This window comes from Streptomyces sp. JLBG701, assembly GCF_058544905.1.
This window is the reverse complement of record NZ_CM178588.1, coordinates 133597-159698: the sequence shown is the minus strand read 5'-3', so window position 1 is coordinate 159698 and position 26102 is coordinate 133597. Positions and strand designations below refer to the sequence as shown.

Sequence of the window (26102 nt, the reverse complement as noted above, 5' to 3'; positions counted from 1 at the left end):
GTCATCGCTCGCTGGTGGCGATGTAGCGGCCGTGCCAGGTGTGGTCCCATACGGCGCCGGTGGAGGCGTTGACCGACAGCATGCCGCTGATCTTCCCGGAGCGCAGGGTGTGCAGAGTGTAGTAGCCGGGGTACGCCTCGGCCTCGCCGACGGTGAGGTCACCGCCCTGGCTCCACAGCCACTGGCGGGCGCGATCCTGGGCCTGGGTGGGGGTGAACCGGGTCTGGGTCCGACCGCGGTGGTGCATGCCGTACTCGGTGTTCCACATCATCGCGGGGCCGTACTCGATTCCGGTGTCGCCGTCCGTCGGGTCGACGAGGACCTCGGTGGCCGGCTTTCCGTCCGGGGTCTGCAGTTCGGCGTAGAAGTTCCGCGAGAACTGCATGACCTCGCCGACGCGCAGCCCGAACCGCTCGGCGAAGGCGTCGGCGTGCCGGCGGGCCTGGTCCAGGCTCTTGACCGGGATGCCGTCGCCGGGGAGCCAGTAGTACCCGCCCATCATGCCCGGCCCCCAGGAGCCCCAGTCGTCACCCATCATGCCTGGCCCCCACGAATCCCAGTCGTCCCAGCCGTCACCCGACGAGCCCGGACCCGGCGGGGCAGGAGCGGCGGTGGCCGGGCTGCGGAACGTACCGCTGGAGGTGCTGTCACCTGTCGCGCATCCTGCGACCGGCGTGCCGACCAGTACCAGGGCCGCCAGCGCGGCGGCGGTTCGCCTGCTGGACACGATCATCACCTTCCGAGCCGTTGCTGCCGCGACCGCACGACCCGGCGCCGCGGGACTGTCCTTCCTGACAGCTTCGCTCCGGGAGGAGGGCCGGCCCAGGGGCCGTTCGGACCTGGCAGGTGCGCCGGTCGGTCCGTGCCGTGCCTGGTCGGCCCCTCCCATACGCCCGGGGTGACGAGAAAAGTTCCAGGTGGAGGACGTCGGTGACGGTCGCCGGTGGGCGTGAAGGGGTGTCGACCGATGGCGAAGTTACGTCACAGGAATGTGACCAAGATCCGGTTCTGGCGGTGGCGGCGCAATCCGCTACGGCGCCGGAGCGACCGCGTGGAGGCCTGGATTGTGCTCGGCGCCTGGATTCTCGCCCTCCTCGGCGGCCTGCTCGCGGGTCGGGCGGCGACGGGGTCTGCGGAACACAGCCTTGCCGCACGGCGAGCGCAGCTCTACTCCGTCTCGGCGGTCCTGATCGAGGACGCTCCGAAGAGTTCGCCTCTGCCGACGTCCGGAACCAGCGACGACACGGTGAGGGCGAAGGTGCGCTGGACCACCGCCGACGGTTCGACTCACACGGGTCTGGCGAGGGTCGAGCCCCGCACCATGAAGGGCACCTCGGTCACCGTGTGGACCGACCGCACGGGCAGGCTGGTCCGCACGCCCGCCAGCGCGACGGAGGCGCGGCTGCAGGCAGTTCTGATCGGCGCGTCGGCCGGGCTGTGTGCCGGGGGTGCCGTGCTGGGGGCCGGATGGCTCGTGCGCGGACGGCTGGACCGACGGCGCATGGCGGAGTGGGACGCGCAGTGGGCTCGGGTCGGCCCGCAGTGGAGGAAGCGGATGCTCGGCTGACAGGGCCGACCGGGTCCGGCATGGGGCCGGTCGGCCCACGCACGTCCCGGCCCCGCAGCATGACGCTGGAAGTGGAGGAACAGAGAAGGAGGGAGACATGAGCGGCATGATCGAGCGGTTCCCGGGCTGGCCGACGCTGCCCGACCTCTTCGGCTGGGTCGAGTCCGGGATTCCCGGGGCGCACGCGGTCCCGGGAATGCACGGCATCCGAGTCGAGGAGCACCTGGCGGACGGCACGTACGTGCTGAAGGCCGAGCTCCCGGGCATCGACCCGGCGAAGGACGTCGAGATCACCGTCTCGGAGGGTGTCCTGACCCTGCGAGCCGAGCGCAGTGAGGAGACCACGGAGAAGCACCGTTCGGAGTTCCGCTACGGCAGCTTCGCCCGCTCCGTCCGGCTGCCGGCCGGCGCCAGGGGCGACGAGGCCGGCGCGGAGTACAAGGACGGTGTCCTGACCATCACGGTCCCGGTCCCGGAGGCGAAGACGGGCACCAGGACCATTCCGGTGCGGCACACCTGAGCGTGGGTGGCGCGCTCAGCCGCACCACATGTGCGCGGCCGGTTCGCACTTCCGACCGTGCACATGTGTGTCCTGGTCTGCCAGTGCCTTCGCGGGCGCCCAATGGTCAGCAGCCGCACGGGAGTTGTCCCCGGCACGGCCCCCCAGGTCGGAAGCCGACCAGCGTGTGTGGGGTCACCCGGCCGCTCCCGTCCCGCTGGGGTCTCGACCCACCGGCGCATGCGCTCATCCAGTACGCCACCGAGTCGATCCCGCGTACGGTGCGACCGGTTCCGTAGACGCACGCCGTGGGGCATGCCGAGGACGCTCGGCACTCTCCTGGGGCCGACCGTCCCCGCTCGCACCGCCTCGCGTGCCGCGCGACGCGGGACGCCGTCCGGCCCGGTCCGGAGGCCGTTCGGCCCAGTGCGGGCGGCACGGCCTGGGCGGATGGTGGATACAGGCCCGCAGGGAAGGGAGGCGTCATGCCCTGGGAGACGATCCGCAAGGACACTCCGCCGCCGGTTCCGCCCAACCTGGAGGACTACGAGAAGGCGTGCGTGGACTTCTCCTGGTCGGGCGCGCGCGCCCGACTGTGCGGTCTGCCCGGCGGGCGCGGACTGAACATCGGGTACGAGGCCGTGGACCGGCACGCCGAGTCCGATCACGGGACGGCGGTCGCGCTGCGCTGCGTGGGCCGCGACGACTCCCTGACCACGGTGACGTACCAGGAGCTCGCCAGGTCCACCGCCCGGTTCGCGAACGTGCTGCGCGGGCTCGGCGTCGGCCGGGGCGACCGGGTCGTGACGCTGCTGGGGCGGTGTCCCGAGCTGTACACCGTGGTCCTCGGCACCCTGAAGAACACCAGCGTCCTGTGCCCGCTGTTCTCCGCCTTCGGCCCGGATCCCGTGGCGCAGCGGCTGCGCCTGAGCAATGCCCGGGTGCTGGTCACGACGGCCGCCCTGTACCGCCGGAAGGTCGCCGGGCAGCGCGAGCGGTGCCCCGAGCTGGAGCACGTGCTGATCGTCGGTGAGGGCATCGATGAATTGCCCGGCACGGTCTCCTACGACGCGCTGATGGCCGACGCGCCGGACGCCTTCGCCATCCCGCCGACCTCGCCCGACGACTTGGCCCTGCTGCACTTCACCAGCGGCACCACGGGCACCCCCAAGGGCGCCGTCCATGTGCACGAGGCGGCCGTCGCGCACTACGCGACCGCGGCGTTCGCCCTCGACCTGCATCCGCAGGACGTGTTCTGGTGCACGGCCGATCCGGGCTGGGTCACCGGCATGTCGTACGGGATTGTCGCGCCGCTCATGCACGGTGTGACGGTCGTCGTGGACGAGGGCGACTTCGACGCCCGCCGCTGGTACCGAATCCTCGCCGAGCAGCGCGTCAGCGTCTGGTACACGGCCCCGACGGCCCTGCGGATGCTGATGCGCACGACGCCGCGCACGGGGTCGCACGCCCTGCCAGCCTCCTTCGACCTGAGCGCACTGCGCTTCATCGCGTCGGTGGGCGAGCCGCTGAACCCGGAGGCAGTGGTGTGGGGGCGGGACGTCCTGGGGCTGCCGGTGCACGACAACTGGTGGCAGACCGAGACCGGCGCCATCATGATCGCGAACTTCGCGGGCTGTGAGATCCGGCCCGGCTCGATGGGGCGCCCGCTGCCCGGTGTGGAGGCGGCGGTGCTGGGGCGTGGGGAGGACGGGCGCGCCGAGGTCACCGACGGCCACGTCGCCGTGCTGGAACAGCCGGACGTGGAGGGCGAGTTGGCGCTGCGCCCCGGCTGGCCGTCGATGTTCCGCGGCTATCTCCACGACGAGGAGCGGTCCGCGGCGGCGTTCGCGGGTGGCTGGTACCTCACCGGCGACCTCGTGCGCCGTGACGCCGACGGCTGGTACTGGTTCGTCGGGCGTGCCGACGACGTCATCAAGTCGGCCGGGCACCTCGTCGGGCCGTTCGAGGTGGAGAGCGCCCTGATGGAGCACGTGGCGGTCGCCGAGGCCGGAGTGATCGGGCGGCCCGACCCGGTCGCCGGGAACATCGTGAAGGCGTTCGTGTCGCTGCGGCCCGGCTTCGAGGCCACCGCCGCCACGCGGCAGGAGCTGCTGGCCTTCGCCCGGCGCCGCCTCGGCCCGGCCGTCGCCCCGCGCGAGATCGCCTTCGACCAGCACCTGCCGCACACCCGCAGCGGCAAGGTCATGCGCCGCCTGCTGCGGGCCCGTGAACTCGGCCTGCCCGAGGGCGACATCTCCACCCTGGAAGGAACGGAGGGGTCCGCATGAGTTCCACCGCCCGCACCCCGCGCAAGACCAAATCCAAGGCACGGTCGAAACAGCAGACGGAGCATCAGCTGGCCCTGCTCGGCTCGATGCTGCGCATCCGCCGGTTCGAGGAACGCTGCGTGGAGCTCTACAGCGCTGCGCGGATACGCGGGTTCATGCACCTGTACATCGGCGAGGAGGCCGTCGCCGTCGGCGTCAATGAGGTGCTCACCGAGGTCGACGCGGTCGTCTCGACGTACCGCGAACACGGGCACGCCCTGGCCCGCGGCGTGCCCGCCGACGCGATCATGGCGGAGATGTTCGGGAAGGCCACCGGCTGCAGCCACGGCCGCGGCGGCTCCATGCACCTCTTCGACGCGAACCGCCGCTTCTACGGCGGCAACGCCATCGTCGCCGGCGGCCTGCCCCTCGCTGCCGGCCTCGCCCTCGCCGACCGCATGAACGGACGTGACCGGGTCACCTGTTGCTTCTTCGGCGACGGCGCCTTCGCTGAGGGCGAGTTCCACGAGACGGCCAATCTCGCCGCCCTGTGGCACCTCCCCCTGCTGCTCGTCTGCGAGAACAACCTGTACGCCATGGGCACGGCCCTGGAACGCCACCAGGCCCAGACGGACCTGGCGATGCGCGCCGCCTCGTACGGCATGGTCTCCTGGGCCGTCGACGGGATGGACGTGCTCGCGGTTGAGGACGCGGCCCGGCGCGCGGCCGAAGGCATCCGCTCAGGCACCGGGCCGCACTTCCTGGAGATGCGCACCTACCGCTTCCGGGCTCACTCGATGTACGACCCTGACCGCTACCGCGACAAGGCGGAGATCGAGCAGTGGAAGGAACGCGACCCGATCGAGCGGCTCGTCAGGCAGCTGCGCGAGCACAAAGGGCTGACCGACAAGGCGCTCACCGCACTGGAGGACCGGATCTCCGCCGAGATCGACGGCGCCGTCGAGACCGCCGAGCAGGCGCCGGAGGAACCGGTCGAGGACCTCCTGAAGTACGTCACCAGCCAGGTGTGAGGAGGCGAGTTGACCATGACCGCGACCGAAACTGTGACCGCTGATCCCGCCGAGCGCAAGACGACCTACCGGGAGGCGATGCGCGAGGCCCTGCGGGACGCGCTGCGCGCCGACGAGAGGGTCTTCCTGATGGGCGAGGATGTGGGCCGCTACGGCGGCTGCTTCGGCGTCAGCCTCGGCCTGCTGGAGGAGTTCGGCCCCGAACGAGTCCGGGACGCCCCGCTGTCGGAGTCGGCGTTCGTCGGCGCCGGTATCGGCGCGGCCCTGGCCGGCATGCGGCCGATCGTCGAGATCATGACGGTCAACTTCAGCCTGCTGGCCCTCGACCAGATCCTCAACAACGCGGCCACCCTGCTGCACATGTCGGGTGGGCAACTGGCGGTCCCGATCGTCATCCGGATGACCACCGGCGCCGGACGGCAACTCGCCGCCCAGCACTCACACAGCCTGGAGGGCTGGTACGCCCACATCCCGGGCCTGCGCGTCCTGGCCCCGGCGACCATCGCCGACGCCCGCCACATGCTGGCCCCGGCGCTCGCCGACCCCGACCCGGTGCTGATCTTCGAGCACGGCAGCCTGTACAACGCCTCCGGCGACCTCCCCCTCGACGCGGGCCCCGTCGACCTCGACCACGCGGCGATCCGCAGGCCCGGCACCGACATCTCCCTGATCACCTACGGCGGCGCGCTGCCGAAGGCACTGACCGCCGCGGACGAACTGGCGAGCGGCGGCATCGACGCGGAGGTCATCGACCTGCGCACCCTGCGCCCGCTGGACGACGCGGCGATCGGCGACTCGGTCGCGCGCACACACCGCGCCGTCGTCATCGACGAGGGCTGGCGCACCGGCAGCCTGGCCGCCGAGATCTCCGCCCGCATCACCGAGCACAACTTCTACGACCTCGACGCCCCCGTTGCCCGGGTCTGCAGCGCCGAAGTGCCCATACCGTACGCCCGCAGGCTGGAGGAGGCCGCACTGCCACAGGTCGCGGACATCGTCGTGGCCGCACGAGGGGCGGTGGGATGAGATGGGCGAGTTCACGATGCCCTCACTCGGCGCCGACATGGACGAAGGCCTGCTGCAGGAGTGGCTCGTCGGCCCGGGGGACAGGGTCGGCAAGGGCGATGTGGTGGCGGTAGTGGAGACCGACAAGGCGGCCATCGAGGTCGAGTGCTTCGAGTCGGGAACCGTGGGGCGGCTGCTGGTCGAGCCCGGAACGCGGGTTCCGGTGGGGACGCCGCTCGCGGTGATCGACAGCGGGGCGACGGCCGTCGTACGGGAGGCCGCCCCCGCGGAGGCCGTGCCCGAGCCGGTGGCCCGAACGGCTGCTGAGCCCAGCCCTGCGGAAGCTCAGCCGACGCCCCTCGCGCAGCCGGTGTCGGCGACGGACGAGCAGGAGCCCGTCCGGGAACACGTCCTCGTGGCGGCCGCTCCCGTGGCACCGCGCCCGGAACCGGCCGCCGAGGTCCGGCCGGTCGTCGGAGCCGGGCCGCTCGTGCGGCACCTCGCCGCGGAGAAGGGCGTCGACCTGACGGTCGTGCACGGCACCGGACGCGGCGGCCGGATCACCCGCGCCGACGTCGAGCACGCCGAGCCCGCCCCCGGGGAACGGGTGCGGGCCACGCCGTACGCCCAACGGCTCGCCCGTGAACTCGGCGTCAGTCTCGCCAGGCTGCACGGCACGGGCGGCATGGGGGCGGTCCGAGCGGCGGACGTGCACGAAGCCGTGCGCGCGCGGGGCGCTGCCGCCCCCGAAGAGACCCCACCGCCCCGGGAGCGTCCCGAGGAGCCCGGGCCGACGCCGTCGCACGAGAGCCGTGAGGGCGGGCGCACGGCGCTCATGCGCCGGGCCATCGGCGACCTCATGAGCCGCTCCAAGCGGGAGATCCCGCACTACTACCTGTCCACCACCATTGACCTCACGGCCGCCGTCGAGTGGCTGCACCGCCGCAACCGAAGCCGCCCGCCCGCGGACCGCCTGGTCCCCGCGGCGCTGCTGCTCAAGGCCACGGCCACCACGGCCCATGACGTGCCGCAGCTCAACGGCTTCTGGCAGGACGGCGACTTCACGCCCGGCGCCGGAGTGCACCTGGGCGTCGCCGTGTCGCTCCGCGACGGAGGACTGATCACACCGGTGATCCACGACGCGGACACGCTCAAGCCCGAGGAGCTCATGGCCGCGCTGAAGGACCTCGTCCAGCGGGCCCGCAGGGGACGGCTGCGCGGCAGCGAACTCGCGGGCGCCACCCTCACCGTCACCAACCTGGGCGAGCAGGGAGTGGAGACCGTGTTCGGCGTCATCCACCCGCCCCAGGTGGCCCTGGTCGGCTTCGGCGCGGTCGTCGAACGGCCCTGGGCGACCGGCGGCCTGCTGGGCGTACGCCCCGTGGTGACCGCCACCCTGTCCGCCGACCACCGCGCCACCGACGGCGCGATCGGGGCCCGCTACCTCACGGCCGTCGACCGACTGCTGCAGGAACCCGAGGAGCTGTGAACCGGATGAAGCCCTTGAACAGCACGGAGGCACTGACCCTCGTCAAGGAGTCCATCACCGAGATCGTTCCGGACGCCGACTTCACCCACGTCCGGCCCGACGACAAGTTCCGCGACGCGCTGGAGCTCGACTCGCTCGACTTCCTGAGCCTGGTGGAGCTCCTGTCGGAGCGCACCGGCGTACGCATCGACGAGGACGACTATCCCGAACTCACCACCTTGGCCGACACGGTGGACTTCCTGGTCGCCCGGACCGGGCAAGGGCCACTTGGGACCTGAGTCCGGCCCGGAGGGCTCATGTGCCGTGCCCCGCAACGGAGTTGGCTGGCGGTAACGGGGAACGGCATGAGTCCGAAGGGAGCGAGACCGTGGGTACGAGTCTCACACCGCAGTTCTGGGAGCTGTTCGCCGTCCTGCTGTTCGCGGCCGTGGGGGTGATGTTCGTCCTCACCGCGGTGCTCGACGCGCTCGCTGTCCGTCTGCTGCGCCGACGCGTACGCAGGCCACCGACGCAGAAGCCGTCCCGGCCGGCGACCGCGGATCACCCCATGTCCGTCCGCTGCTGAACTCCGGGCCGTAAAGGCCGCTGGGTGACGGCCCGCCGTCACCCGGGAGTCAGCTCCTCGGCGATCCCCGCTGCCCAGCCGCTGATGGCGTCCCAGTCGCGGTAGTCGCCGAATCGGCCGCCCACCAGGTAGAACAGGATGCGTCCGGTGCGGGGCAGCTGATCTCGTGCGATGACGCCGGAGAACAACTGGTGATCCCGGAACGGCAGGTCACCGGGCAGGCTCTCGACGATCAGCGGGATTTCCTTGGGCGCCAGGCGCTTCCACGGGCCGCGCAGCGCGCCCGGCATCCCGACACTGAAGATCCACACAGGACGGGAGCCCAGTACGTCGAGGTTGTCACGTACGAAGTTCTTGGCCGCATCCAGCCAGGTCTGCCCGTGCACGGCGCTGCCCAGGACGAATGCCCGGTAGGCGTCGGCGTCGTCCACCGTCTCCATGGGCCGTGCCTCGGCCTTCAGCCCGGCCTCGCTCAGCCAGGCGGCCACCCGCTCGGCGATTTCGCACGTCGAACCGTGAGCGGTCGCATATCCCACCAGAACATCCATGACGTCACCTCGACGTTCCGCGATCTCTTCGGGCGGGCTTTGGCCGTGGTCGCCCGGCGATCACCCTGTGGCCGCACCCCTGGTGCGGAGTTCCCTGGCGTTCGCTGTCTGTTGTGCGCCGCCGCTTCTGGCCGTGGGGAGCGCCCCGGCGGCGACGGGCGGCGACGCGGGCCGATGCGGGGCGGGCACCGCGACCACGGGGACCGTCGCCTGCCGCAGGCAAGCGCGGGTTACTGGACCCGTCGCGGGCTGGTCGTAGGAACCGTGGGGCGTGCGCCCCAGCGCGAGCAGCAGGGCGCCGTGCGCCTGCTGCAGCAGCACCCGCGCGGGTGGCCCCTCCACCACGACCGCGCGTACGGCGCTGTCGCTCCGCGGCCCGAAGACCTCGCGGAGCGTCGAGGCGAGCAGATGTGCGGCCCTCTCCTGCTGCTCGGCGGCCGTCGGACGCGCCGCGACGGGGGCGTAGGGGGCGAGCCGCGGCCCGGTCGGCTCCCAGGCGTGCACGGCGACGACATCCGTGTGCAGGGCGTGAGCCTGCCGGGTCGCCCAGCGCAGTGCCTCCCTGGACGCCTCCGACCCGTCGACGCCCACCACGATGCCGTTGCCGACGGCGAGTTCGTTCATGGCAACCTCCCCGGATGGCCTCCTGCTCCCACCGTGGCTCACACAGGGCGGGCCAGGCGTGGGCCGAGTGGCTCCGAGCGGGTGCCGAACGGGTCGTTTCTGGGGCGGTCGCGGGGGGACGTACGGTTCTGCCGTCTGGTCGAGCCGGAAGGGCAGGCGCACGCCGGTGGCCCTCGATGACCACCTCGTGTTCGCCGGGCCGCCGGACGGTGCCCGCAGGCCGCCAGGAACGTGATCAGTCCGAGGACTTCGGCTGCGACGAGTTCGAGCGAGTCGGGAGCAGGCTCACAGCTTGCGCAGCCAGTCGTCGGCCACGCCGTGCAGGGCCTGTTCGGCGGGCTGGAAGTGGGTGTCGTCGATCCGGTACGACAGCTGGTCGACGACGCCGACGACGCCGTCCATCCGGCTCGTCATGCCGAGGGCGATCGGCTTCTCGCTGCGCCGCTCCACATGCCCTGCGAGGGTGACTACACCGTCCTTCACTGTGACCGTGACAGTCCGCGGCGCCATCCACAGGGTGTTGACGATGACCTCCTGCTCCACGTCGCGGCGGATCTCGTCGTCGGTGCGCAGGAAGACCTTCAGCAGGTCGTGGCGGGTGACGATGCCGACGAGCCGGTCCTCCTCGTCGACCACGGGCAGCCGCTCGATGCGGTGCTCGGCCATGAGACGGGCGGCCGTGTTGACCGGGGCGTCGGCGTGCACGGTGACGGCGGGCGCCGACATCACCCCGCCGGCCGTCAGCGCCCGGCTCTTGGCCGCGGTCTGCCGGACATGGTGGCTCAGCCGGCGCAGCCGGGCCGTCCAGGTGTCGAGGGTGCTGTCCGGCGCGGGTTTCCAGGACTGGTGGAGCATGAGGTCGGTCTCGGAGATCACGCCGATGACCTTGTCGTCCTCGTCAATGACCGGGACCCCGCTGATGCGGTGTTCGCCGAGGGTGCGCACCACTTCCTTGAAGGGTGTGCCGTACTCGGCGGTGACCACCTCGTCCACCATGAGAGCGCCGATCTTCGTGAGTTGCATGGCTGATCCCTTCTGAGCGGTCGGGACCCGGTCAGCGCAGTCGGCGCAGATAGGGGTCGTGGGCGTGGCGTGGCAGGATCCGCACGCGGGCGTCGAGTGCGCAGACGCCGTGAGGCCCGGCCAGCACCGGGTTGAGGTCGGCGTCGGCCAGTTGCGGCAGATCGCAGGCCATCCGGGACAGCCGGTGCAGCAGCTGTTCCAGGGCTTCGGGGTCGGCTGTGGGGCTGCCGCGGTATCCGAAGAGCAGCGGGGCGCAGCGCGGGGAGGTGATCAGGTCGTGGACGTCGCGGTCGGTGAGCGGGGCGAGACGTCCGGCGTGGTCGGCGAGGAGCTCGGTCGCGGTTCCGCCGAGTCCGAAGAGGACCAGCGGGCCGAAGACGTCGTCCTGGACGAGTCCGGCGAACAGTTCGGTGCCGCGCTCGGCCAGCGGCTGGATCACCACGCCGGTCAGCCGGTCGCCGAAGCGGGTGACCAGGTCCCGGTGGGCGGCCCTGACCTGGGAGGCGTTCTGCAGGTCGAGGTGGACGGCGTGCTGTTCGCTCTTGTGCAGCAGTCCGGGCCAGTGGGCCTTCATCACGGCGCGCCCGTCGGGGCCGGCCAGTCGCTCCGCTGCGGCGACCGCCTCGTCCTCGTTGCGGGCCCAGGCCCAGGGGATCTGCGGGATCTGGTAGCAGCCGAGGAGTGCGGCGGTTGTGCGCGGGTCGAGCCAGCCGCCGTCCGGGTTCTCGTCCAGGAACGAGGCGACGAGTGCCTGGGCCCGCTCGGTCTCCACATCCGTCAATTCCGCTACGGATCCGGGAGGCCGGCGGAGCCAGTGGGCGCGGTCGGCCGCGTGGGCCAGGGCGCGGGCGGCGTCCTGGGCGTCGGAGTAGGCGGGCACGGTGGCGTCGTTGCGGGTTTCGAGCAGTTCGACGCGGGCTGCCTGGGCGGGCAGGACCGCGACGACGGGGCGGGGTAGCGGGCCGGGGATGGGGGTCCCCCCGGTCGAGCGAAGCCGAGACTGGGGGAGGGTGAGGGCACGGGCCAGGTCGTCGCCGGTCGCGGCGGCGATCGCGGTGGGTACGAGGGTCACCAGAACGGTGTCGACCGCACCGTGCTTGGCCAGGCGGTTCACGCAGGCGCGCAGCTGTTTCTCGCTCACGGCGGCGGTGGCGTCGACGGGGTTGGTGGCGGTGGCGCCGTCGGGCAGGAGTGTGAGCAGTTCGTCGACCAGTGCGGCGGGCAGCGGCGGCACGAGGAGCCCGGCGTCCGTACAGGCGTCGGCGGCCAGTACGCCGGTGCCGCCCGCGTTGCTGAGGATCGCGACCTTCGTCCCTGTCGGCAGGGGCTGGGAGTGCAACAGGGCGGCGGTGTCGAGGAGTTCGCCGATCGTGCGGGTGGCGGTGATGCCGGCCTGGGTGAACAGGGCCTGCCGGGTCATGGTGGGGGTGGCCGCGGCGGCGGTGTGCGAGGCCGCGGCGCGCCGCCCGGCCTGCGACCTTCCGGCGTCCACGGTGAGCACCGGCATGGTGCGGGTCACCCGGCGGGCGGTGCGGGAGAAGGCGCGCGGGTTGCCGAAGGACTCCAGGTGGAGCAGGGCCAGTTCGGTGTGTCCGTCGCTCTCCCACCACTGCAGCATGTCGTTGCCGCTGACGTCGTACTTGTCGCCGAGCGAGACGAAGCTGGAGACGCCGATGCCGAGCCGGGCCAGTCCGTCCAGCAGCGCGATGCCGACCCCGCCGGACTGCACGGCGACTCCGGCCGTGCCGGCGCCCGGGTGCCGGGCGGTGAAGGTCGCGTCCAGGCGGGTGTCGTCCTCGGTGTTGGCCAGGCCCAGGCAGTTGGGGCCGGCCAGGCGCATCCCGTGGCGGCGGCAGGCGCCCTTGAGGGCACTGGCCTGGTGGGTGTCGAGGCCGGCGGTGACGACGAGCAGGGCGCTCACGCCCGCGGCCCCGCACTCCTCGGCCACCTGCGCAACGAGAGCCGCGGGAACGGCGACGACCGCGAGTTCGGGCACCTGCGGCAGCGCGGCGAGGGACGGATAGGCGTGCACTCCGGCGATCAGCGAGACCTCCGGATGCACGGCGAACAGACGCCCGGTGAAGGACCCCGTGGAGATGTTCCGCAGGATGGCGCGCCCGACGGAGCCGGGCTTGCGGCCCGCGCCGATCACCGCGACGGACCGGGGCCGCAGCAGCGGCCGCAGGCTGACGATGTCGGCGAGCCGGCCGCGGGCGTCCACGGCACTCAAGTAGGCCTCGTCCTCGGAGAGTTCGACGAGGCAGTACACCTCGGGACCCTCGAAGCGACGGGTGACGCGCAGTCCGAGATCGGTGAAGACGGTCAGCACCTCGTGGTTCTCGGAGAGGGCGCGGGCGGTGAACGCGGTGATGCCCGCCGAGCGGGCGGCATCCGCGAGGTGTTCGAGCAGGAGGGTGGCCACACCGCGGTGGTGCCAGTCGTCAGCGGTGGCCAGCGCGATCTCGGCCTCGGTGTTCTCGGAGGGGACTTCGTACTCGGCGAGGCCCACGAGGCGGCCGTCGTGCTCGGCGGCCAGTGCCCGGTAGCCGGGGCGCTCCGGCCGCGCCACACGGTCGGCGGCCTGCCGGGCGGAAACCCGGCTGATGGAGAAGAACCGCAGTCGGAGGTTCTCCGGCGACATCTCCTCGTACAGCCGCAGCACTTCGCCGCGGTCACCAGGACCCGCCCGCCGTATCCGAACGGTCGTGCCGTCCGTCAACAGGGCGTGCACCGGGGCCTGTTGGGTGTCGGTCATCACACGTCTCCCCTCCGGACTTTGAGTTCAGCGTCCCGCGCAGACGCCCGGGGACCCAGGGGCCGAGCGGCCCAGGCAACTGTCCATACGGCCTGATTGCGATCTCCTCGTGCTGTCCCGTACAGCCGCCGTCAGCGGTTCACGGTCAATGGCACGGTGTCGACGGTGACGGGCTTGCCGTCCTTGGGGGACAGGTAGTACGCGGTGAGCAGGCCCGGTCCGCTGCGGGCGGCCTTGTAGGGGAACGTCACATCGAAGGTGCCGCGGGTGCCGGTGCCGGAGGTCGCCTTGACGCGCACGTCGGCGGCGGTGTGCCCGGTGGTGTCGGTGACCTTCAGCCGGAACACGGCCTCGAACGTGTTGGCGCTGCCCCAGACCCGTACGGGGGCGCTTACGGTGTCGCCGATCAGCGGGGATTCCACCAGGACGGCCGGGGCCAGGTCCTCGAAGTCGGCTCGTCCCACGGGGCCGTTGAGGACGATGCCCTCGCCGCCGAAGGACTTCACCGGCTTGCCGTCGAGTTCGAACCGGACCGAGTGGATGGTGGGGAAGCGGGTCGCGGTGAACACGACCTGGGCGAGGCGGGCCTGCATGGACAGGCTGCCGCCGCCGTCGTCGTACCGGCCGGAGAGGTCCACGGTCGCGACGTGGTCGCGGACCACGACGGAGTGCAGCGTGGTGCCGGACGGGATGGCCGTGGTGCGGCTGTGAGACCGTTCGTAGCCGCTGGGGCCGGCCAGCAGGGCGCGGACTGCTCCGGCGGCGGTGGCCGGGGTGGTCACGGTGCGCGGGGCGGGCGAGACCTGCTCGCCGTGCAGGAAGTAGACCGCTGCGCGGATCTGCTTGGTCGCGGTGCCTGTGCCGCCACTCGTCGAGGGCGCGGGGTGTGTCGTGCCCGGGGCGGTGGACGGCGACGGCGCGGAGGGTGCGGGCGTTCCGGTGGTACCGCCCGAGGTGGCTGTGCCGGCCGGGGGCCGTGAGGGTTGGTCGGTGCCGCTCGGCGTACCCGAGCCGTCGCTCGTGCCGCACGCGGTGACCGTGAGCAAGGGGAGCGTCAACACCGCGGTGAGTGCTGTGCGGTGGCGGTGGAAGGTGTGGGCGCCCGGGGCTTCTCTGTTCATGGCAGCCTCCTGAGACACTTCAATCAAAGCCTTGTCGGAGGCGGACTTCCAGGGCTGATAGGCACTGGCCACGAGGCCGACCAGGGTGACTCCACGGGCCGTTCGGCCCTGCGGCATGGGCGGTGTAGTTGACGGGGCGTCACGTATCCGAGCCGGTGGCCGGGACGGCGCAGGGCCAGGGCTGCGCGACTGATGAGCGCCGTCGCGAAGAGGGCGAGGATGCGCAGGATCGCGGGCAGGTCGCCATTCCGGGACGCCAAGGTGACCCAGCCCGCCGTCCGGCACCGGCGCGCACGACGGCTCACGGGACGAGGGAGAAGTAGTTCTCCTCCTCCTGGGTGAAGTGCAGGCGTAGTACGGTGCGCAGCCCGTAGAGGCAGGCGCGCGGGTCGTCGAGCTGCTCCGGTGCCCGGCCCCCGTCGGCGTCGACGAGCGTGAGGTGGGTGGCGATGCGCCGGGCGAGTCGTTCGATCTCGGTGTGGGCGCGGCTCATGGTGGCGGTCCATCGAAGCCTCGCTCGGCTGCCCCGGGCGTATCAGTCGTGCGGGACGACGGCGACCGGGCACGGCGCGTGGTGCAGCGCCGCGTGCGCGACCGGCCCGAGCTTCCAGGTCAGGTGCGACGGATGCCGTCGGCGACCCACGACCACGAGTCCGCTGTGCGCCGCGGCGTACAACAGCACCGCCGCGGCTGGACCGGTCGAGACCTGTTCGACGACGGGGGTGTCGGGAAACTTCTCGCGCCAGGGCGCCAGCGCGGCCGCGAGCCGTATGCGTTCCTCCGCCTGGTAGCGGCTGTCGGCGCGCCCGGCGGCCATCGTGTGCGGGTAGGGCACCAGACTGGACAGCGGGAGGGCCCGTACGGCACGCACGTGCATTCCGCGCGACGTGGCGGAAGCGAACGCGAATTCCAGTAGGGATTCGGAGGCCGGTCCCGGCTCCTTCACGCCGACCACGATCTCATCGCGGTCGGCCGCCGCAGGGTGCTCCCAGCCGTTCTCGACGGCGGGGTCGCCGGCCCGGACGGTCACGGCCGGACACCGCGCGCGACCCAGGACGTGCAGGCTGATGGAACCGAGCAGGAAGCTCGCCGTCGATCCGTGTCCGCGGGAGCCGAGCACCAGCAGTGCCGCAGTCCCGCTGAGGTCCAGCAGCGCCTCCGCGGCGGGGGACGAGGCCAGTTCCGTGGTCAGGGTCAGACCGGGGTACCGGTGGCGGAGCTCGGTCTCGGCCCGTTGGAGTGCCCGTCCCCCGTACTGCTGCTTGCCCAGAGCCTCCTGGGCGGCAGGCACATCGAGCGGCTGGGTGGTCCAGGAGTGGAAGAGAAGGAGGGGCAGTCGCCTGTCCGCAGCTTCGCGGGCGGCCCACCATGCGGCCGTCATGCCGGCTGGGGAGCCGTCGAGTCCGACGACGACGGGACCGGTCATCGCGCACCTCCGGTGTCGGCGCGGCGCGCAGGGGCTGCTGCGCCGCGCGCATTCCCCCACTTCGGTCACTTCCAGGGTCGTCGCCGGACGGCCGCCAGGCGAGGGCCGGACGGTTCGCTCCCGGGGGCCGTCCGGCCCTGCGGCGGATCGGCCGTGCCAGGAGGGGTTGAACCTTGGAGAGGCGCGGCGAGGGCTGCCCGGCCGATGTCGCAGGGCTCGGACCCCGCCGTATTGGGCGGGCTCAGTCCGCCGGGGCCTCCTCGGACGCCGACGTGCGTTTCGCGAGCGGTGCGGTCGCGTGATCCGAGTCCCTGTTCTGAGGGCTCGGTGCGTCCGCCGAGACGGTCTGTTCGGTGACGCGTACGTCCGCCCGGACCGACCCCGTGTCCTCGGAAAGCCGCAGGCCGGTTCCGGCAGAGAAGCAGTGCACCGCATCATCGCGTACCGCGACGCGGAGCTGGGATCCCTTGCTCTGGGTGGGGCGTCCGGGAAGCCGGACGACGACCGGGGTGAGGTCCTGGCCGAGCTTCGCGGTCGCGTGGAGGTAGGCGACGGCGCCGGTGTCCTCGACCGCGTCGATCACCAGGTCCAGTGCGGGGGTCTCCAAGTCCTCGGGGGAGAGCACCTGGAACTGCTCGGGCCGGATGCCGAGCGTGAGCTCGGTGGCGTCCTCGGCGGCCGCGGACCCCAGGATGTCGCGGGGCAGCGGGACGGTCAGTCCGTCCAGTCGGACGCCGTCCGCGGTCAGCGGGAGTCGGAAGAGGTTCATCGCGGGGGAGCCGATGAAGCCGGCGACGAAGGTGTTGGCCGGACGCTCGAACACCTCCTTGGGTGTGCCCACCTGCTGCAGTACTCCGTCTTTCATGACGGCCAGGCGGTCGCCCATGGTCATGGCCTCGACCTGGTCGTGGGTGACGTACACGGTGGTGGTGCCCAGACGGCGCTGGAGTACGGCGATCTGGGTGCGGGTCTGCACGCGCAGTTTGGCGTCCAGGTTGGACAGTGGCTCGTCCATCAGGAACACCTGGGGTTCGCGGACGAGCGCCCGTCCCATCGCGACGCGCTGGCGCTGGCCGCCGGAGAGGGACTTGGGCTTGCGGTCGAGGTAGTCGCGCAGGTCGAGGATGGCGGCGGCCTCCTGGACCCGTTCGTGGATGCGGGGTTTGGGCATGCGGGCGATCTTGAGGGCGAAGCCCATGTTGTCGGCCGTGGTCATGTGCGGGTACAGGGCGTAGTTCTGGAACACCATCGCGATGTCGCGGTCCTTGGGCGGCAGATGGGTCACGTCCCTCTCGCCGATGCGGATCGAGCCGGAGTCGACGTCCTCGAGCCCGGCGAGCATGCGCAGGCTGGTGGACTTGCCGCAGCCGGAGGGACCCACCAGCACCATGAACTCGCCGTCTGCGATCTCCAGATCGAGGTCGCAGACCGCCGGACGGTCCATGCCCGCGAAGCAGCGGGTGGCCTTGTCGAAGGTGACTGTCGCCATGATCTCCCCCTCCCGGGAATCTCTCTACAGCCCAGCCTGGAACGGTTGTTGGCGCAGCCGCAGGCCCCGACCGGCCCCTTCCCGGGCCGGTCGGCCCCTTCGCTCTCCGCGAGCGCGCGCCGGTCCCGCCCGAGGGCGTGCCCGAGCACGGACTCCGGCGACTCGGATCCCGTCTCCGTCGATGCCGGCGGGCGCCGGGCCTGCCCCTCCGAGGGGCCGGGCACCGTGTGTGAGACCACGCCTCAGGACCCGCCGGACATGTCCACCACGCCTTCGTTCGGCGGCACGTCCACCTCGCAGTCGGACATCCCCGGGCTACCGGTTCACCACCGTCACCGGAGGACTCAAGGCCGACAGGGCCCACCACCCGGTAGTGGAGTAGCGGATACGGCGGGGGAGAGGCGGCAGACTCGTTCTTCTGACGGTGTGGAGAGGGCGTTTCCTCGCCGGGACCTGCCTCTCCGACCCGGCGGCAACGCGGCATGACCGGCGTCACGTTCGACGACAGCCCTGAACACACCGCGCGCGTAGCCCTTCTCATACGGCGATGAGGTGGTCCACCACCGCGACCACATCCGCGATCTGTTCCACCGCCGACCTCAGCTGCGGGATCAGTGCGGCGTCCAGCGAGCCCTTCAGCGTGACCACGCCGTTCAGGACCTGCACCTGCACACGTGCCGGATCGATGCCCAGCTCGCCTTCGATGACGCCGGTGACGACCTCCGTCCGGATGGCCGCGTCGTCCCGGACCAGGGCCTGCAGCAGCTCACTACGGCTGATGACACCCACCAGGTGTCCCTTGTGGTCGGTCACGAACAGCTGCCTGATCCGGGAACGGGCGGCTGTGCGCGCCGCATCGATCACCGGGGTCCAGGGGTGGACGGTGAGCGCCGGTGCGGACATCAGGGTGGCCGCCGTCTCTCCCGCGTCTGTGGCACGTGGCCGCAGTATCCGGGCGAATGCGCCGGGGCGATCGCCCGCGGCAAGGGACGCCGCCCGGGCGAGGAGGTCGGACTCCGCGATCACGCCGATCACCTGTTGGGCGTCGTCCACCACGGGTACGGCCCCTGTCTGCCAGCGAGCCAGCATCCGGGCGACGTCCAGGAACGGCGTGTCGCCGGGAATTCCGGCCACGGACCGCCGCATCACGTCGCGCACCTGAAGCTCCGCGATCGTGCCCGCCTTCTCATGAGGGTGCCGGGACGTGCCGACTCCGGTCTTCGCGGCGGGGAGTGGTGCCTGGACGGCGGCGGACGCTGAGTGCGAGTGGGCGGCCATGGCCTGCAGGTAGCGCACCATCATGTCCTGATGGAACTCTTCGGCCGGTGCCGGGGCGAACGTCGGCACGCGATGCCGTGCCTCCGCCGACGCGGCAGTGTGTTGTCGTGCCTCTCGGTCGTTCATGGCTACCTCCCACCGTGCGTGCAGACCACGACCCCTGTGTTCTCACCGTCTCGCCGACGCATCGGCCAGGACAGGGCCGACCGGCCCCTTCCACAGGGCAAACAGCCCTAGAGAGGCTTTCGTGACCTTCGTAACGTGAGAGTGGGTCACGGCGGGCGCCGCCGTCGGGCCCGGAGGTTCTCATGCTCGGGTTCCGAGAGTTCCGTATCCGTCTTCGGCTGGCCGGTTCACCCGGCCCGGCCGCACCGGGAGGTGTCCCCGCCGACCGGTCGGCCGAGCTCACGGCCGAGCTGGAACCCCCGCTCACGCAGCTGGACGACACCGCGGCCGAGGCCGACCGGATCCGTTCCGCCGCAGTCCGAGAGGCGGAAACACGACGTCGCGCCGCTGTTCTGCAGGCCGAGGACATGGTGCGGGCGGCGCGGGCGCAGGCCCTGGAAGTCAGAAGCGAGACTGCGGCGCGGATCCGGGAAGAGGCCGTCGCCGAGGCCGAACGGACGGACGCCTCGTCGCGGCGGACGGTGGAGGCGCTGCGTGAGAGGGCGCGTGAGCGCACGCCTGCCTTCGCGGCGCGCATGGTCGCGCGGGTGGCGGGCGAACTGACCGTGGTCCGTGGCACCGAGCAGAGCGGACCGGACTAGGAGGGTTGCGATGGGCGCGGGCTGGGTCGCGGGGGTGACACGGGCCAGGTCGATGGCCGTGGGACGCCTCGGCCCCGACCGGGCACGGGAACTGGCGGATGCGGCCACCCTGCCCGATGCCCTGCGCGCGTTGGCCGGCACCTCGTACCGGCGCGCCCTCGATGCGGAGGCCGAGTCCGCCGAGGCTGGGCGGGCGGTCTTCGGTGCCCTGCTGTGGCAGCTGCGAGTGCTCGCCGGATGGCAGCCCCGCCTGGGGGTCGCCGCCGTACGCCAGCTCGCCGCCGGCTTCGAGATCGCGAACACCCGGGACCATTTGCGTGCCCTGTCCGGCGAGCCGCGACCCGCGCCGTACCGGCTGGGGGCGCTGGCGACCGCCTGGCCCCGGCTGGCCCGCACCGCCTCTCCGGGCGAGGTACGGGCCGTATTGACCGCCTCCGCGTGGGGAGACCCCGGGGGCGAATCGGCGCCAGCGGTCGTGACCGGGATGCGGCTGTCGGCGGACGCCCGCCTCATGGCCGACGTACCGCAGTCGGCCCGGTGGGCTGCGGGCGACGCCGCGCTGCTGGTGGCTCGCGAGACTTTCTTGCTAGGCCGTGGCCCGACCGGACGGGCTGCGGCGTATGCCGAGCGGATCCTGGGTCGGTCCGCCGTGCGGGCCTCGTCCTACGGCGACTTCCGCGCCCGGCTGCCGTCGGCGGCCCGCTGGGCGCTGGAGGACACCGAGCGGCCCGAGGACCTGTGGCGGGCCGAGGCCCGCTGGTGGCCCGCGGTCGAGAAGGACGGACTGCGGATGCTGAACAAGGCGCGCTTCGACGTCTCGCCGGTCGTGGGCGCCACCGCGGTGCTGACCGTCGACGCGTGGCGGGTGCGTGCCGCCCTGGTGGCCGCCGCACACGAGGGGTGGGCACGGGAGGACTTCGATGACCTCCTGGAGTGACTCCCTGACGCCGACGGCGCCGGTCCGCATGCAGCGGGTGGCCGTCGTCGCCCCCCGCGGCGTGCTGCGGGACGTGCTTGTGCGTGTCGCCGACGCGGGCTGCGTGGAACTGGACCGTGCCGACGACACGGCTCGGGGCACGGGATCGGCGGCACGGCGGCTTCAGACGATGCGCGCCGAACCCGCCACGCCCCTGCTCTCCCGCACAGCGCCCGATCTCGACGCCCTCCAGGCGGCGGGCCGGGCCGACCTCCTGGCCGGCGAGGCACAGTTCGAGAGCTACCGCGAGGCCGCGGTGCGGCATGGCGCGGTGGCCGCCCTGGCCGGCTGGTGTCCTGTGACCCAGCTCCCCCGGCTCAGCAGCAGCCTGGCCGACGCCGGAGGTGCCGTCGTGCCGCTGCGCGCGCCGCGCGGCATCGATCCGCCGACCCAGCTGGCCGCCACAGGCCCGGTACGGCGCTCCCTCGTGCCCCTGGTACGCACCTACGGGACGGTCCCGTACGCCGACGTCGACCCCACGCTGCCCGCCGGGATCGCCTACGTCGTCATGTTCGGGATGATGTTCGGCGACGCGGGCCACGGCGCTCTGCTGCTCCTCGGCGCGCTGCTGCTGCGGCTCGGGCGCCCCCGCCGACTCGCGTCGCTGCGACCCGTATGGCCCTTCGTCGCCGGAGCGGGGCTGGCGAGCACCCTGGCCGGATTTGCTTACGGGGAGTTCTTCGGCCCCACGGGCGTGCTGCCGGTGCTGTGGCTGAACCCGCTCGACGAGCCCGTGCGGCTTCTGGCGAGCGCGGTCGGATTCGGCGCGCTTCTCCTTGCCCTCGCCTACGCGGCGGGCATTGTGAACCGGTGGCGGGAGAGCGGACCCGCCGGGGCACTGTACGCGCCGTCCGGCATCGCCGGCGCCTCGGTGTTCCTGGGGTTCGCCCTGGTCGCCGGGGGAGCGTTCCTGCACGGGCCGGTGCTCACGGTGAGCGGCTCCATGATCGCCCTGGCTGGACTGCTGCTGGCCGGCACCGGGCTCTTCGCGGCATCGGGAGGCGGTGCCTCCGGCGGCCTGCAGACCGGCATCCAGCTCTTCGACGTGGTGGTCCGGATCGGGTCGAACACGATCTCCTTCGCGCGGCTGGCGGCGTTCGGGCTGACGCATGCCGCGCTCGGCGGGATCGTCTGGCAGGGCACGACCGGCCTGGCCCGGGGCGGGCCCGTGATGCTCGTCGCCGCGCTCCTCGTCTTCGTCCTCGGCAATGCGCTCGCCTTCGCGCTGGAGGCATTGGTCGCCGGTGTGCAGGCCCTGCGCCTGGAGTTCTACGAGCTGTTCTCCCGGGTCTTCGACGCCGAGGGCCGGCCGTTCCGGCCCTGGCACGTGCCCACACAACACGGAGTCCCCGCACAACATGGAACGGAGGCGATGACATGATCGCCTGGCTGATCGCGCTGCCCGTGCTCGTCGCAGCGTTCGCCGTCACCCGCCGACTGCTGCGCCGCCGCAGTCCGGGGGTGCTGCGGTCGATCCTCGCGGCGGACGCGGCACTGTTCACCGGAGCCCTGGTACTCCTGCTGGTCGCCTTGAGCGGTGGTTCGGCACAGGCCCACACGGCCACCGCGGCCGCGCAGAGTTCCGGCTCCAATTCCGCGGCGCTCATCGGCGCCGCCATCGCGGTCGCCGGCGCCTCGATCGGCGCGGCGATCGCCGTCGCCTACACCGGCGCCGCCGCGCTGGCGGTGATGAGCGAGCGCCCCGAACTCTTCGGCCGGGCCATGGTCATCGTCGGCCTCGCCGAGGGCATCGCCATCTATGGACTGGTCGTCGCCATCATCCTGCTCGGAAAGACCTGACCATGGCTCACATCGCGGCGATCGGGGAACGGTTGCGCATCGCCGGACTGGCGTCCGCCGGCGTCGTCCTGTGCCCCGCGGAGGAACCGGAGGCAGTGCGCACAGCCTGGCACGGGCTCGCGCCGGACGTGGAACTGGTCATCGTCACACCGACCGCGGCCGAGGCACTCGGCGAAGGACCGGTGGACGGGCAGGGCCCGCTCATCGCGGTGATGCCGCCATGAGGGCCTCACTCCCCCCGGAAGCCGGTGCCGCGCTCGAGCCGGTGCGGGCACAGCTGCTGCGGGCCGCCAGGGCCGAGGCCGAGGCCATGCTGGCCGAGGCCGACGCCCATGTCGCGGTCGTACTCGCCGATGCCGAGGGCCAGGCCGCGGCGATTCTCTCCGAGGCCCGCAGGTTGGGCGAGGCCGACGCCGCGGCCGCCCGCGACGCCGTGCGCACCCGCAGCCGCAGGGCCGCCCGGGCCCGCGAGCTCGCCACCCGCCGAGAGTGCTGGGAGGAGCTGGGCCGACTGGTCGTGCACGGCGTCGGGGACCTGCGCAGGACAGATTCCTATCCGGGTCTTCGCGCCCGGCTGACCGCGTACGTCCGCGACGCGCTGGGCCCCGACGCCCGGGTCACCGAGGCCCTCGGCGGAGGCGTGGTCGGCGAGGCGGCGGGCCGCAGGCTCGACTGCAGTCTGGCCGCGTTCGCGCGCCGGGCACTGGAGCGGACCGGCACGGAGGCGGAGGAGTTGTGGGCGCCATGACGTTCGAACCTCAGGGCCACGGCCGCATTCTGCGGGTCACCGGGCCGCTCGTCGAGGCCGAGGACGTCGGCGGCACCGCGATGAGCGATCTGGTCGCACTCGGTGACGCCGGGCTGCCCGGGGAGGTCGTCGCGATCCGCGACCGGGTCGTTACCGTCCAGGCGTACGAATACACGGGTGGTCTGGCCCCCGGTGCACCGGTGCGACCGCTCGGCAGGCCGCTGTCGGCGCCACTGGGACCGGGGCTTCTGGGCGGCATCTTCGACGGGTTGCTGCGCCCGCTGGCGGCAGCGGGCGTGTGGCTGGAGCCCGGAGGCGTCGGTCGACCGGACGGACAGCGGCCGGAGTGGGCGTTGGTGCCGCAGGTCGCAGCGGGCGACTCCGTTGCGCAGGGGGACGTCCTCGGCGAGATCCACGGCGCGGGACCGGTTCCGCTACGGGTGCTGGTGCCGCCCGGCCGCTCCGGCCCGGTGGACCACATCGCGCGCGCGGGCCGCCACCCAGAGGACGCGGTCGTCGCGTCCGTGGCGGGCACCCCGGTCCGTATGACGACCGACTGGCCCGTCCGCCGGCCCCGCCCCGTCCGGGAGCGTCTGGAGTCCGGCAGGGCGCTGGGCACCGGCCAGCGGGCCATCGACCTGCTCTTCCCGGTGGCCGTGGGCAGCACGGTCGCCGTGCCCGGCGGCTTCGGTACCGGCAAAACGGTGCTGCTGCAGCAGATCGCCAAGTGGTGCGACGCGGACGTCATCGTCTACGTCGGCTGCGGTGAGCGGGGCAACGAAATGGCCGACGTCATCGAGGAGTTCACGGCGCTGACGGACCCGCGCACCGGAGGGCGGCTCGCCGACCGGACCGTGATCATCGCCAACACCTCCAACATGCCCATGATGGCCCGAGAGGCCAGCATCTACACCGGGGTTACGGTCGCCGAGTACTTCCGCGACATGGGCCTGGACGTGGTCGTCATCGCCGACTCCACCTCCCGGTGGGCCGAGGCACTGCGCGAGTTCGCCTCCCGTACCGGTGCCCTGCCCGCCGAGGAGGGCTATCCGGCGGGCCTCGCCTCGGCGATCGCCGCGTTCTACGAACGGGCCGGGGCGGTGACCACCCTGGGTGGCTGCAACGGCTCCGTGACGGTGATCGGCGCGGTGTCCCCGCCCGGCGGCGACATGGCGGAGCCGGTCACATCCCACACCCAGCGCTTCGTCCGCTGCCTGTGGACCCTGGATCGCGAACTCGCGTACGCCCGCCACTACCCGGCCGTCTCCTGGGCCCAGTCTTTCTCCCGCGACGCGGAGACGCTCGGCGCCCGCCACGCCGTGACGGACGACCCGGGCTGGCCCGCCCGCCGCGCACGGGTGGCGGGCCTTCTCGCCGAGGCCGACCGGCTCGCCGACCTGGTCGACCTGGTCGGTATCACCGCACTGCCCGCACAGGAGCGGATCAGTGTCCTGGGCGGTCGGCTCGTGCGCGAAGGAGTGCTGCAGCAGAGCGCCCTGTCCGAGCGGGATGCCTACAGCGGCGTGGAGAAGACGGCCGCACTGGCCGAGGCGGTACTGGCCATCGTCGACCGGTGTCGCGAACTGGCCGATTCCGGGGTGCCGGCTGCGCGCATCGAGGAAGTCGACTTCTCGCCCGTGCTGCGCGCCCGCGAGGAGGCGGGCCCGCACGACGCGGCGACCGTGGAGACGCTGGGCAGGATGATGCTCGACCGGCTCGGGGAGGTGTCGTGAACAGCACAGAGGACTGGGGCCGCATCGAGTACACGTCGGTGCGCGAACTGCGCGGTCCCCTCGCGGTCGTCGACAAGGTGGAGGGGGTCGGCTGGGACGAGTTCGTGCTGTTCACCCTCGACTCGGGGGAGCAGCGGCACGGACTTGTGCTGGAGGTCGACCGCGGCACGGCCGTGGTGCAGGTGCTGGAGGACACCGCGGGCATCGACCCGGCACGGATCCGGGCCGCCTTCACTGGAGCGCCGCTGCGCATCCCGGTGGGTCCCGGCTGGCTGGGCCGGGTGTGCAACGGCCGAGGCGAGCCGCTCGACGGAGGGCCGCCCGTCTTCGGCGCCGCCGCCTCCGCGGTGGGCGGCCGCCCCATCAACCCGGTGCGCCGCGAGCCGCCCGCCGAACCGGTGCTGACCGGGGTCAGCGCCGTCGACGCCCTCACCACCCTCGTACGAGGCCAGAAGCTGCCGGTGTTCTCGGCGGCGGGTCTTCCTCACCTGGAGCTGGCCGCGCAGATCGCGGCCCAGTCGACGGCTGGGGGAGAGCCGTTCTGCGTGGTCTTCGCCGCCATGGGAGTGACCCACGCGGACGCCGACTTCGTCCACGACGCGCTGGAAGAGCGGTCCGCCGCAGGCGAGTTGGTGCTGCTGCTCAACACCGCCGACGACCCCGTGATCGAACGCATTCTCACCCCGCGCATCGCGCTGACGGTTGCCGAGCAGCTGGCCTTCGGCGAGGGACGGCACGTGCTGGTGGTGATGACGGACATGACGAGCTACGCCGAGGCGCTGCGCGAGGTCTCCGCGGCCCGCGGTGAGATCCCGGCCCGCCGCGCCTATCCCGGCTACCTCTACAGCGACCTGGCGTCCCTGTACGAGCGGTGCGGGCGTATCCGGGGCCTGCCCGGGTCGGTCACTGTGGTGCCGCTGCTCACCATGCCGGCGGGCGACATCACGCACCCCGTACCGGACCTCACCGGGTACATCACCGAGGGGCAGATCGTGCTCTCCCGCGAGATGCATGCCAAGGGCGTTTATCCGCCGGTGGACGCGCTGTCCTCGCTGTCCCGGCTGATGCGCAAGGGCGCGGGCCCCGGCCGTACCCGCGACGACCACCTCGACATCGCCGCACAACTGCTCGCCGCCCTGGCCCGGGCCCGGCAGATCAAGGAGCTCGCCGACCTCGTCGGACAGGCGGCCCTCAGCCCCACCGACCGCCGCTACCTCGACTTCGACGAGGCGTTCGCCCGCGGGTTCGTGGCCCAGCGGCGCGGCGAACTGCGCACGCTCGAGCAGACCCTGGAGCGCGCCTGGCAGGTGCTGCTCACCCTGCCCCGCAGCCAACTGGCCATGCTGCCTGCCGAGTTCCTCGACGCGCACGGCGCGACGGAGGGCGGGTGA

24 protein-coding genes and 2 pseudogenes are annotated in these 26102 nt (G+C 72.3%); 16 read left to right on the top strand and 10 right to left on the bottom strand.

Annotated elements, in window-relative coordinates:
* Position 1: 1 nt before the first annotated feature.
* The gene (locus AC5DRG_RS00830; RefSeq protein WP_491807356.1) at positions 2-727 is read right to left on the bottom strand and encodes a hypothetical protein; all 726 of its coding nucleotides are present in this window, start codon (positions 725-727) and stop codon (positions 2-4) included.
* Between the two features lie 240 nt (positions 728-967).
* Between AC5DRG_RS00830 and AC5DRG_RS00825 the strand changes: the two genes are divergently transcribed.
* The 8 genes from AC5DRG_RS00825 to AC5DRG_RS00790 all read left to right on the top strand — a co-directional run bounded on the left by AC5DRG_RS00825 (position 968) and on the right by AC5DRG_RS00790 (position 8423).
* Positions 968-1567, top strand: coding sequence for an Rv1733c family protein (locus AC5DRG_RS00825; protein WP_491807355.1), 600 nt, complete (start codon positions 968-970; stop codon positions 1565-1567).
* A gap of 97 nt (positions 1568-1664) precedes the next feature.
* Positions 1665-2087, top strand: a complete 423-nt coding sequence (locus AC5DRG_RS00820) for an Hsp20/alpha crystallin family protein (RefSeq protein WP_491807354.1) — start codon at positions 1665-1667, stop codon at positions 2085-2087.
* 464 nt (positions 2088-2551) lie between these two features.
* Positions 2552-4354 carry an acetate--CoA ligase gene (gene acsA, locus AC5DRG_RS00815; RefSeq protein ID WP_491807353.1) on the top strand — a complete coding sequence of 601 codons (1803 nt, stop codon included), beginning with the start codon at positions 2552-2554 and terminating at the stop codon, positions 4352-4354.
* Positions 4351-5364, top strand: a complete 1014-nt coding sequence (gene pdhA, locus AC5DRG_RS00810; protein WP_491807352.1) for a pyruvate dehydrogenase (acetyl-transferring) E1 component subunit alpha — start codon at positions 4351-4353, stop codon at positions 5362-5364. Before acsA ends, pdhA begins: the two co-directional genes overlap by 4 nt.
* A gap of 15 nt (positions 5365-5379) precedes the next feature.
* Positions 5380-6390, top strand: a complete 1011-nt coding sequence (locus AC5DRG_RS00805) for an alpha-ketoacid dehydrogenase subunit beta (RefSeq protein ID WP_491807351.1) — start codon at positions 5380-5382, stop codon at positions 6388-6390.
* A 1-nt stretch (position 6391) separates the two neighbouring features.
* Positions 6392-7858 carry a dihydrolipoamide acetyltransferase family protein gene (locus AC5DRG_RS00800; RefSeq protein WP_491807350.1) on the top strand — a complete coding sequence of 489 codons (1467 nt, stop codon included), beginning with the start codon at positions 6392-6394 and terminating at the stop codon, positions 7856-7858.
* Positions 7859-7863: 5 nt separating this feature from the next.
* Positions 7864-8136 carry an acyl carrier protein gene (locus AC5DRG_RS00795; RefSeq protein ID WP_491807349.1) on the top strand — a complete coding sequence of 91 codons (273 nt, stop codon included), beginning with the start codon at positions 7864-7866 and terminating at the stop codon, positions 8134-8136.
* Between the two features lie 89 nt (positions 8137-8225).
* Entirely contained in the window at positions 8226-8423 is a 198-nt protein-coding gene (locus AC5DRG_RS00790) for a hypothetical protein (RefSeq protein ID WP_491807348.1), read from the top strand.
* A 38-nt stretch (positions 8424-8461) separates the two neighbouring features.
* Here AC5DRG_RS00790 and AC5DRG_RS00785 read toward each other — a convergent pair whose 3' ends face one another.
* The 9 genes and pseudogenes from AC5DRG_RS00785 to AC5DRG_RS00745 form a co-directional block, all read right to left on the bottom strand.
* Positions 8462-8971 carry a flavodoxin domain-containing protein gene (locus AC5DRG_RS00785; protein ID WP_491807347.1) on the bottom strand — a complete coding sequence of 170 codons (510 nt, stop codon included), beginning with the start codon at positions 8969-8971 and terminating at the stop codon, positions 8462-8464.
* A gap of 60 nt (positions 8972-9031) precedes the next feature.
* Entirely contained in the window at positions 9032-9595 is a 564-nt protein-coding gene (locus tag AC5DRG_RS00780) for a universal stress protein (protein WP_491807345.1), read from the bottom strand.
* 285 nt (positions 9596-9880) lie between these two features.
* Positions 9881-10618 carry a CBS domain-containing protein gene (locus tag AC5DRG_RS00775; protein WP_491807344.1) on the bottom strand — a complete coding sequence of 246 codons (738 nt, stop codon included), beginning with the start codon at positions 10616-10618 and terminating at the stop codon, positions 9881-9883.
* 31 nt (positions 10619-10649) lie between these two features.
* The gene (locus AC5DRG_RS00770; RefSeq protein ID WP_491807343.1) at positions 10650-13373 is read right to left on the bottom strand and encodes a bifunctional acetate--CoA ligase family protein/GNAT family N-acetyltransferase; all 2724 of its coding nucleotides are present in this window, start codon (positions 13371-13373) and stop codon (positions 10650-10652) included.
* A 131-nt stretch (positions 13374-13504) separates the two neighbouring features.
* The gene (locus AC5DRG_RS00765; protein ID WP_491807342.1) at positions 13505-14494 is read right to left on the bottom strand and encodes a GerMN domain-containing protein; all 990 of its coding nucleotides are present in this window, start codon (positions 14492-14494) and stop codon (positions 13505-13507) included.
* 301 nt (positions 14495-14795) lie between these two features.
* Positions 14796-14996, bottom strand: a pseudogene (locus AC5DRG_RS00760) (hemerythrin domain-containing protein); the annotation flags it as partial.
* Between the two features lie 33 nt (positions 14997-15029).
* A complete protein-coding gene (locus AC5DRG_RS00755) occupies positions 15030-15920 on the bottom strand; it encodes a universal stress protein (protein WP_491807341.1) in 891 nt (296 codons plus the stop codon).
* A 388-nt stretch (positions 15921-16308) separates the two neighbouring features.
* Positions 16309-17409, bottom strand: a pseudogene (locus tag AC5DRG_RS00750) (ABC transporter ATP-binding protein); the annotation flags it as partial.
* A 537-nt stretch (positions 17410-17946) separates the two neighbouring features.
* Positions 17947-18813, bottom strand: coding sequence for a CBS domain-containing protein (locus AC5DRG_RS00745; protein ID WP_491807340.1), 867 nt, complete (start codon positions 18811-18813; stop codon positions 17947-17949).
* A gap of 182 nt (positions 18814-18995) precedes the next feature.
* Here AC5DRG_RS00745 and AC5DRG_RS00740 point away from each other — a divergent pair, with 182 nt between their 5' ends.
* Genes AC5DRG_RS00740 through AC5DRG_RS00705 form a run of 8 tightly spaced genes read left to right on the top strand, consistent with a single transcriptional unit; the run spans position 18996 to position 26102 of the window.
* Positions 18996-19454: a hypothetical protein gene (locus tag AC5DRG_RS00740; RefSeq protein ID WP_491807339.1), complete on the top strand. Its 459-nt coding sequence runs from the start codon at positions 18996-18998 to the stop codon at positions 19452-19454.
* 10 nt (positions 19455-19464) lie between these two features.
* A complete protein-coding gene (locus AC5DRG_RS00735; RefSeq protein ID WP_491807338.1) occupies positions 19465-20391 on the top strand; it encodes a serine/threonine-protein kinase in 927 nt (308 codons plus the stop codon).
* Positions 20375-21811, top strand: coding sequence for a V-type ATPase 116kDa subunit family protein (locus AC5DRG_RS00730; RefSeq protein ID WP_491807337.1), 1437 nt, complete (start codon positions 20375-20377; stop codon positions 21809-21811). Before AC5DRG_RS00735 ends, AC5DRG_RS00730 begins: the two co-directional genes overlap by 17 nt.
* Positions 21808-22230, top strand: coding sequence for an ATP synthase subunit C (locus tag AC5DRG_RS00725; RefSeq protein WP_491807336.1), 423 nt, complete (start codon positions 21808-21810; stop codon positions 22228-22230). Before AC5DRG_RS00730 ends, AC5DRG_RS00725 begins: the two co-directional genes overlap by 4 nt.
* 2 nt (positions 22231-22232) lie before the next feature.
* Complete coding sequence (locus AC5DRG_RS00720; RefSeq protein ID WP_491807335.1) at positions 22233-22454, top strand: hypothetical protein; 222 nt, start codon at positions 22233-22235, stop codon at positions 22452-22454.
* The gene (locus AC5DRG_RS00715; RefSeq protein ID WP_491807334.1) at positions 22451-22978 is read left to right on the top strand and encodes a hypothetical protein; all 528 of its coding nucleotides are present in this window, start codon (positions 22451-22453) and stop codon (positions 22976-22978) included. Before AC5DRG_RS00720 ends, AC5DRG_RS00715 begins: the two co-directional genes overlap by 4 nt.
* Positions 22975-24711, top strand: coding sequence for a V-type ATP synthase subunit A (locus AC5DRG_RS00710; RefSeq protein ID WP_491807333.1), 1737 nt, complete (start codon positions 22975-22977; stop codon positions 24709-24711). Before AC5DRG_RS00715 ends, AC5DRG_RS00710 begins: the two co-directional genes overlap by 4 nt.
* Positions 24708-26102, top strand: a complete 1395-nt coding sequence (locus AC5DRG_RS00705) for a V-type ATP synthase subunit B (RefSeq protein WP_491807331.1) — start codon at positions 24708-24710, stop codon at positions 26100-26102. The genes AC5DRG_RS00710 and AC5DRG_RS00705 overlap by 4 nt, the downstream gene beginning before the upstream one ends.

Excerpts from the sequence above, each read along its gene's own strand:
- acsA (WP_491807353.1), top strand. The coding sequence starts at position 2,552 with ATGCCCTGGGAGACGATCCGCAAGGACACTCCGCCGCCGGTTCCGCCC.
- AC5DRG_RS00720 (WP_491807335.1), top strand. The coding sequence starts at position 22,233 with ATGGCTCACATCGCGGCGATCGGGGAACGGTTGCGCATCGCCGGACTG.
- AC5DRG_RS00780 (WP_491807345.1), bottom strand. The coding sequence starts at position 9,595 with ATGAACGAACTCGCCGTCGGCAACGGCATCGTGGTGGGCGTCGACGGG.
- AC5DRG_RS00755 (WP_491807341.1), bottom strand. The coding sequence starts at position 15,920 with ATGACCGGTCCCGTCGTCGTCGGACTCGACGGCTCCCCAGCCGGCATG.
- AC5DRG_RS00725 (WP_491807336.1), top strand. The coding sequence starts at position 21,808 with ATGATCGCCTGGCTGATCGCGCTGCCCGTGCTCGTCGCAGCGTTCGCC.
- AC5DRG_RS00820 (WP_491807354.1), top strand. The coding sequence starts at position 1,665 with ATGAGCGGCATGATCGAGCGGTTCCCGGGCTGGCCGACGCTGCCCGAC.
- AC5DRG_RS00770 (WP_491807343.1), bottom strand. The coding sequence starts at position 13,373 with ATGACCGACACCCAACAGGCCCCGGTGCACGCCCTGTTGACGGACGGC.
- AC5DRG_RS00800 (WP_491807350.1), top strand. The coding sequence starts at position 6,392 with ATGGGCGAGTTCACGATGCCCTCACTCGGCGCCGACATGGACGAAGGC.
- AC5DRG_RS00735 (WP_491807338.1), top strand. The coding sequence starts at position 19,465 with ATGGGCGCGGGCTGGGTCGCGGGGGTGACACGGGCCAGGTCGATGGCC.
- AC5DRG_RS00805 (WP_491807351.1), top strand. The coding sequence starts at position 5,380 with ATGACCGCGACCGAAACTGTGACCGCTGATCCCGCCGAGCGCAAGACG.
- AC5DRG_RS00795 (WP_491807349.1), top strand. The coding sequence starts at position 7,864 with ATGAAGCCCTTGAACAGCACGGAGGCACTGACCCTCGTCAAGGAGTCC.
- AC5DRG_RS00710 (WP_491807333.1), top strand. The coding sequence starts at position 22,975 with ATGACGTTCGAACCTCAGGGCCACGGCCGCATTCTGCGGGTCACCGGG.
- AC5DRG_RS00715 (WP_491807334.1), top strand. The coding sequence starts at position 22,451 with ATGAGGGCCTCACTCCCCCCGGAAGCCGGTGCCGCGCTCGAGCCGGTG.
- AC5DRG_RS00785 (WP_491807347.1), bottom strand. The coding sequence starts at position 8,971 with ATGGATGTTCTGGTGGGATATGCGACCGCTCACGGTTCGACGTGCGAA.
- AC5DRG_RS00825 (WP_491807355.1), top strand. The coding sequence starts at position 968 with ATGGCGAAGTTACGTCACAGGAATGTGACCAAGATCCGGTTCTGGCGG.
- AC5DRG_RS00730 (WP_491807337.1), top strand. The coding sequence starts at position 20,375 with ATGACCTCCTGGAGTGACTCCCTGACGCCGACGGCGCCGGTCCGCATG.
- AC5DRG_RS00745 (WP_491807340.1), bottom strand. The coding sequence starts at position 18,813 with ATGAACGACCGAGAGGCACGACAACACACTGCCGCGTCGGCGGAGGCA.
- AC5DRG_RS00740 (WP_491807339.1), top strand. The coding sequence starts at position 18,996 with ATGCTCGGGTTCCGAGAGTTCCGTATCCGTCTTCGGCTGGCCGGTTCA.
- AC5DRG_RS00765 (WP_491807342.1), bottom strand. The coding sequence starts at position 14,494 with ATGAACAGAGAAGCCCCGGGCGCCCACACCTTCCACCGCCACCGCACA.
- AC5DRG_RS00775 (WP_491807344.1), bottom strand. The coding sequence starts at position 10,618 with ATGCAACTCACGAAGATCGGCGCTCTCATGGTGGACGAGGTGGTCACC.
- pdhA (WP_491807352.1), top strand. The coding sequence starts at position 4,351 with ATGAGTTCCACCGCCCGCACCCCGCGCAAGACCAAATCCAAGGCACGG.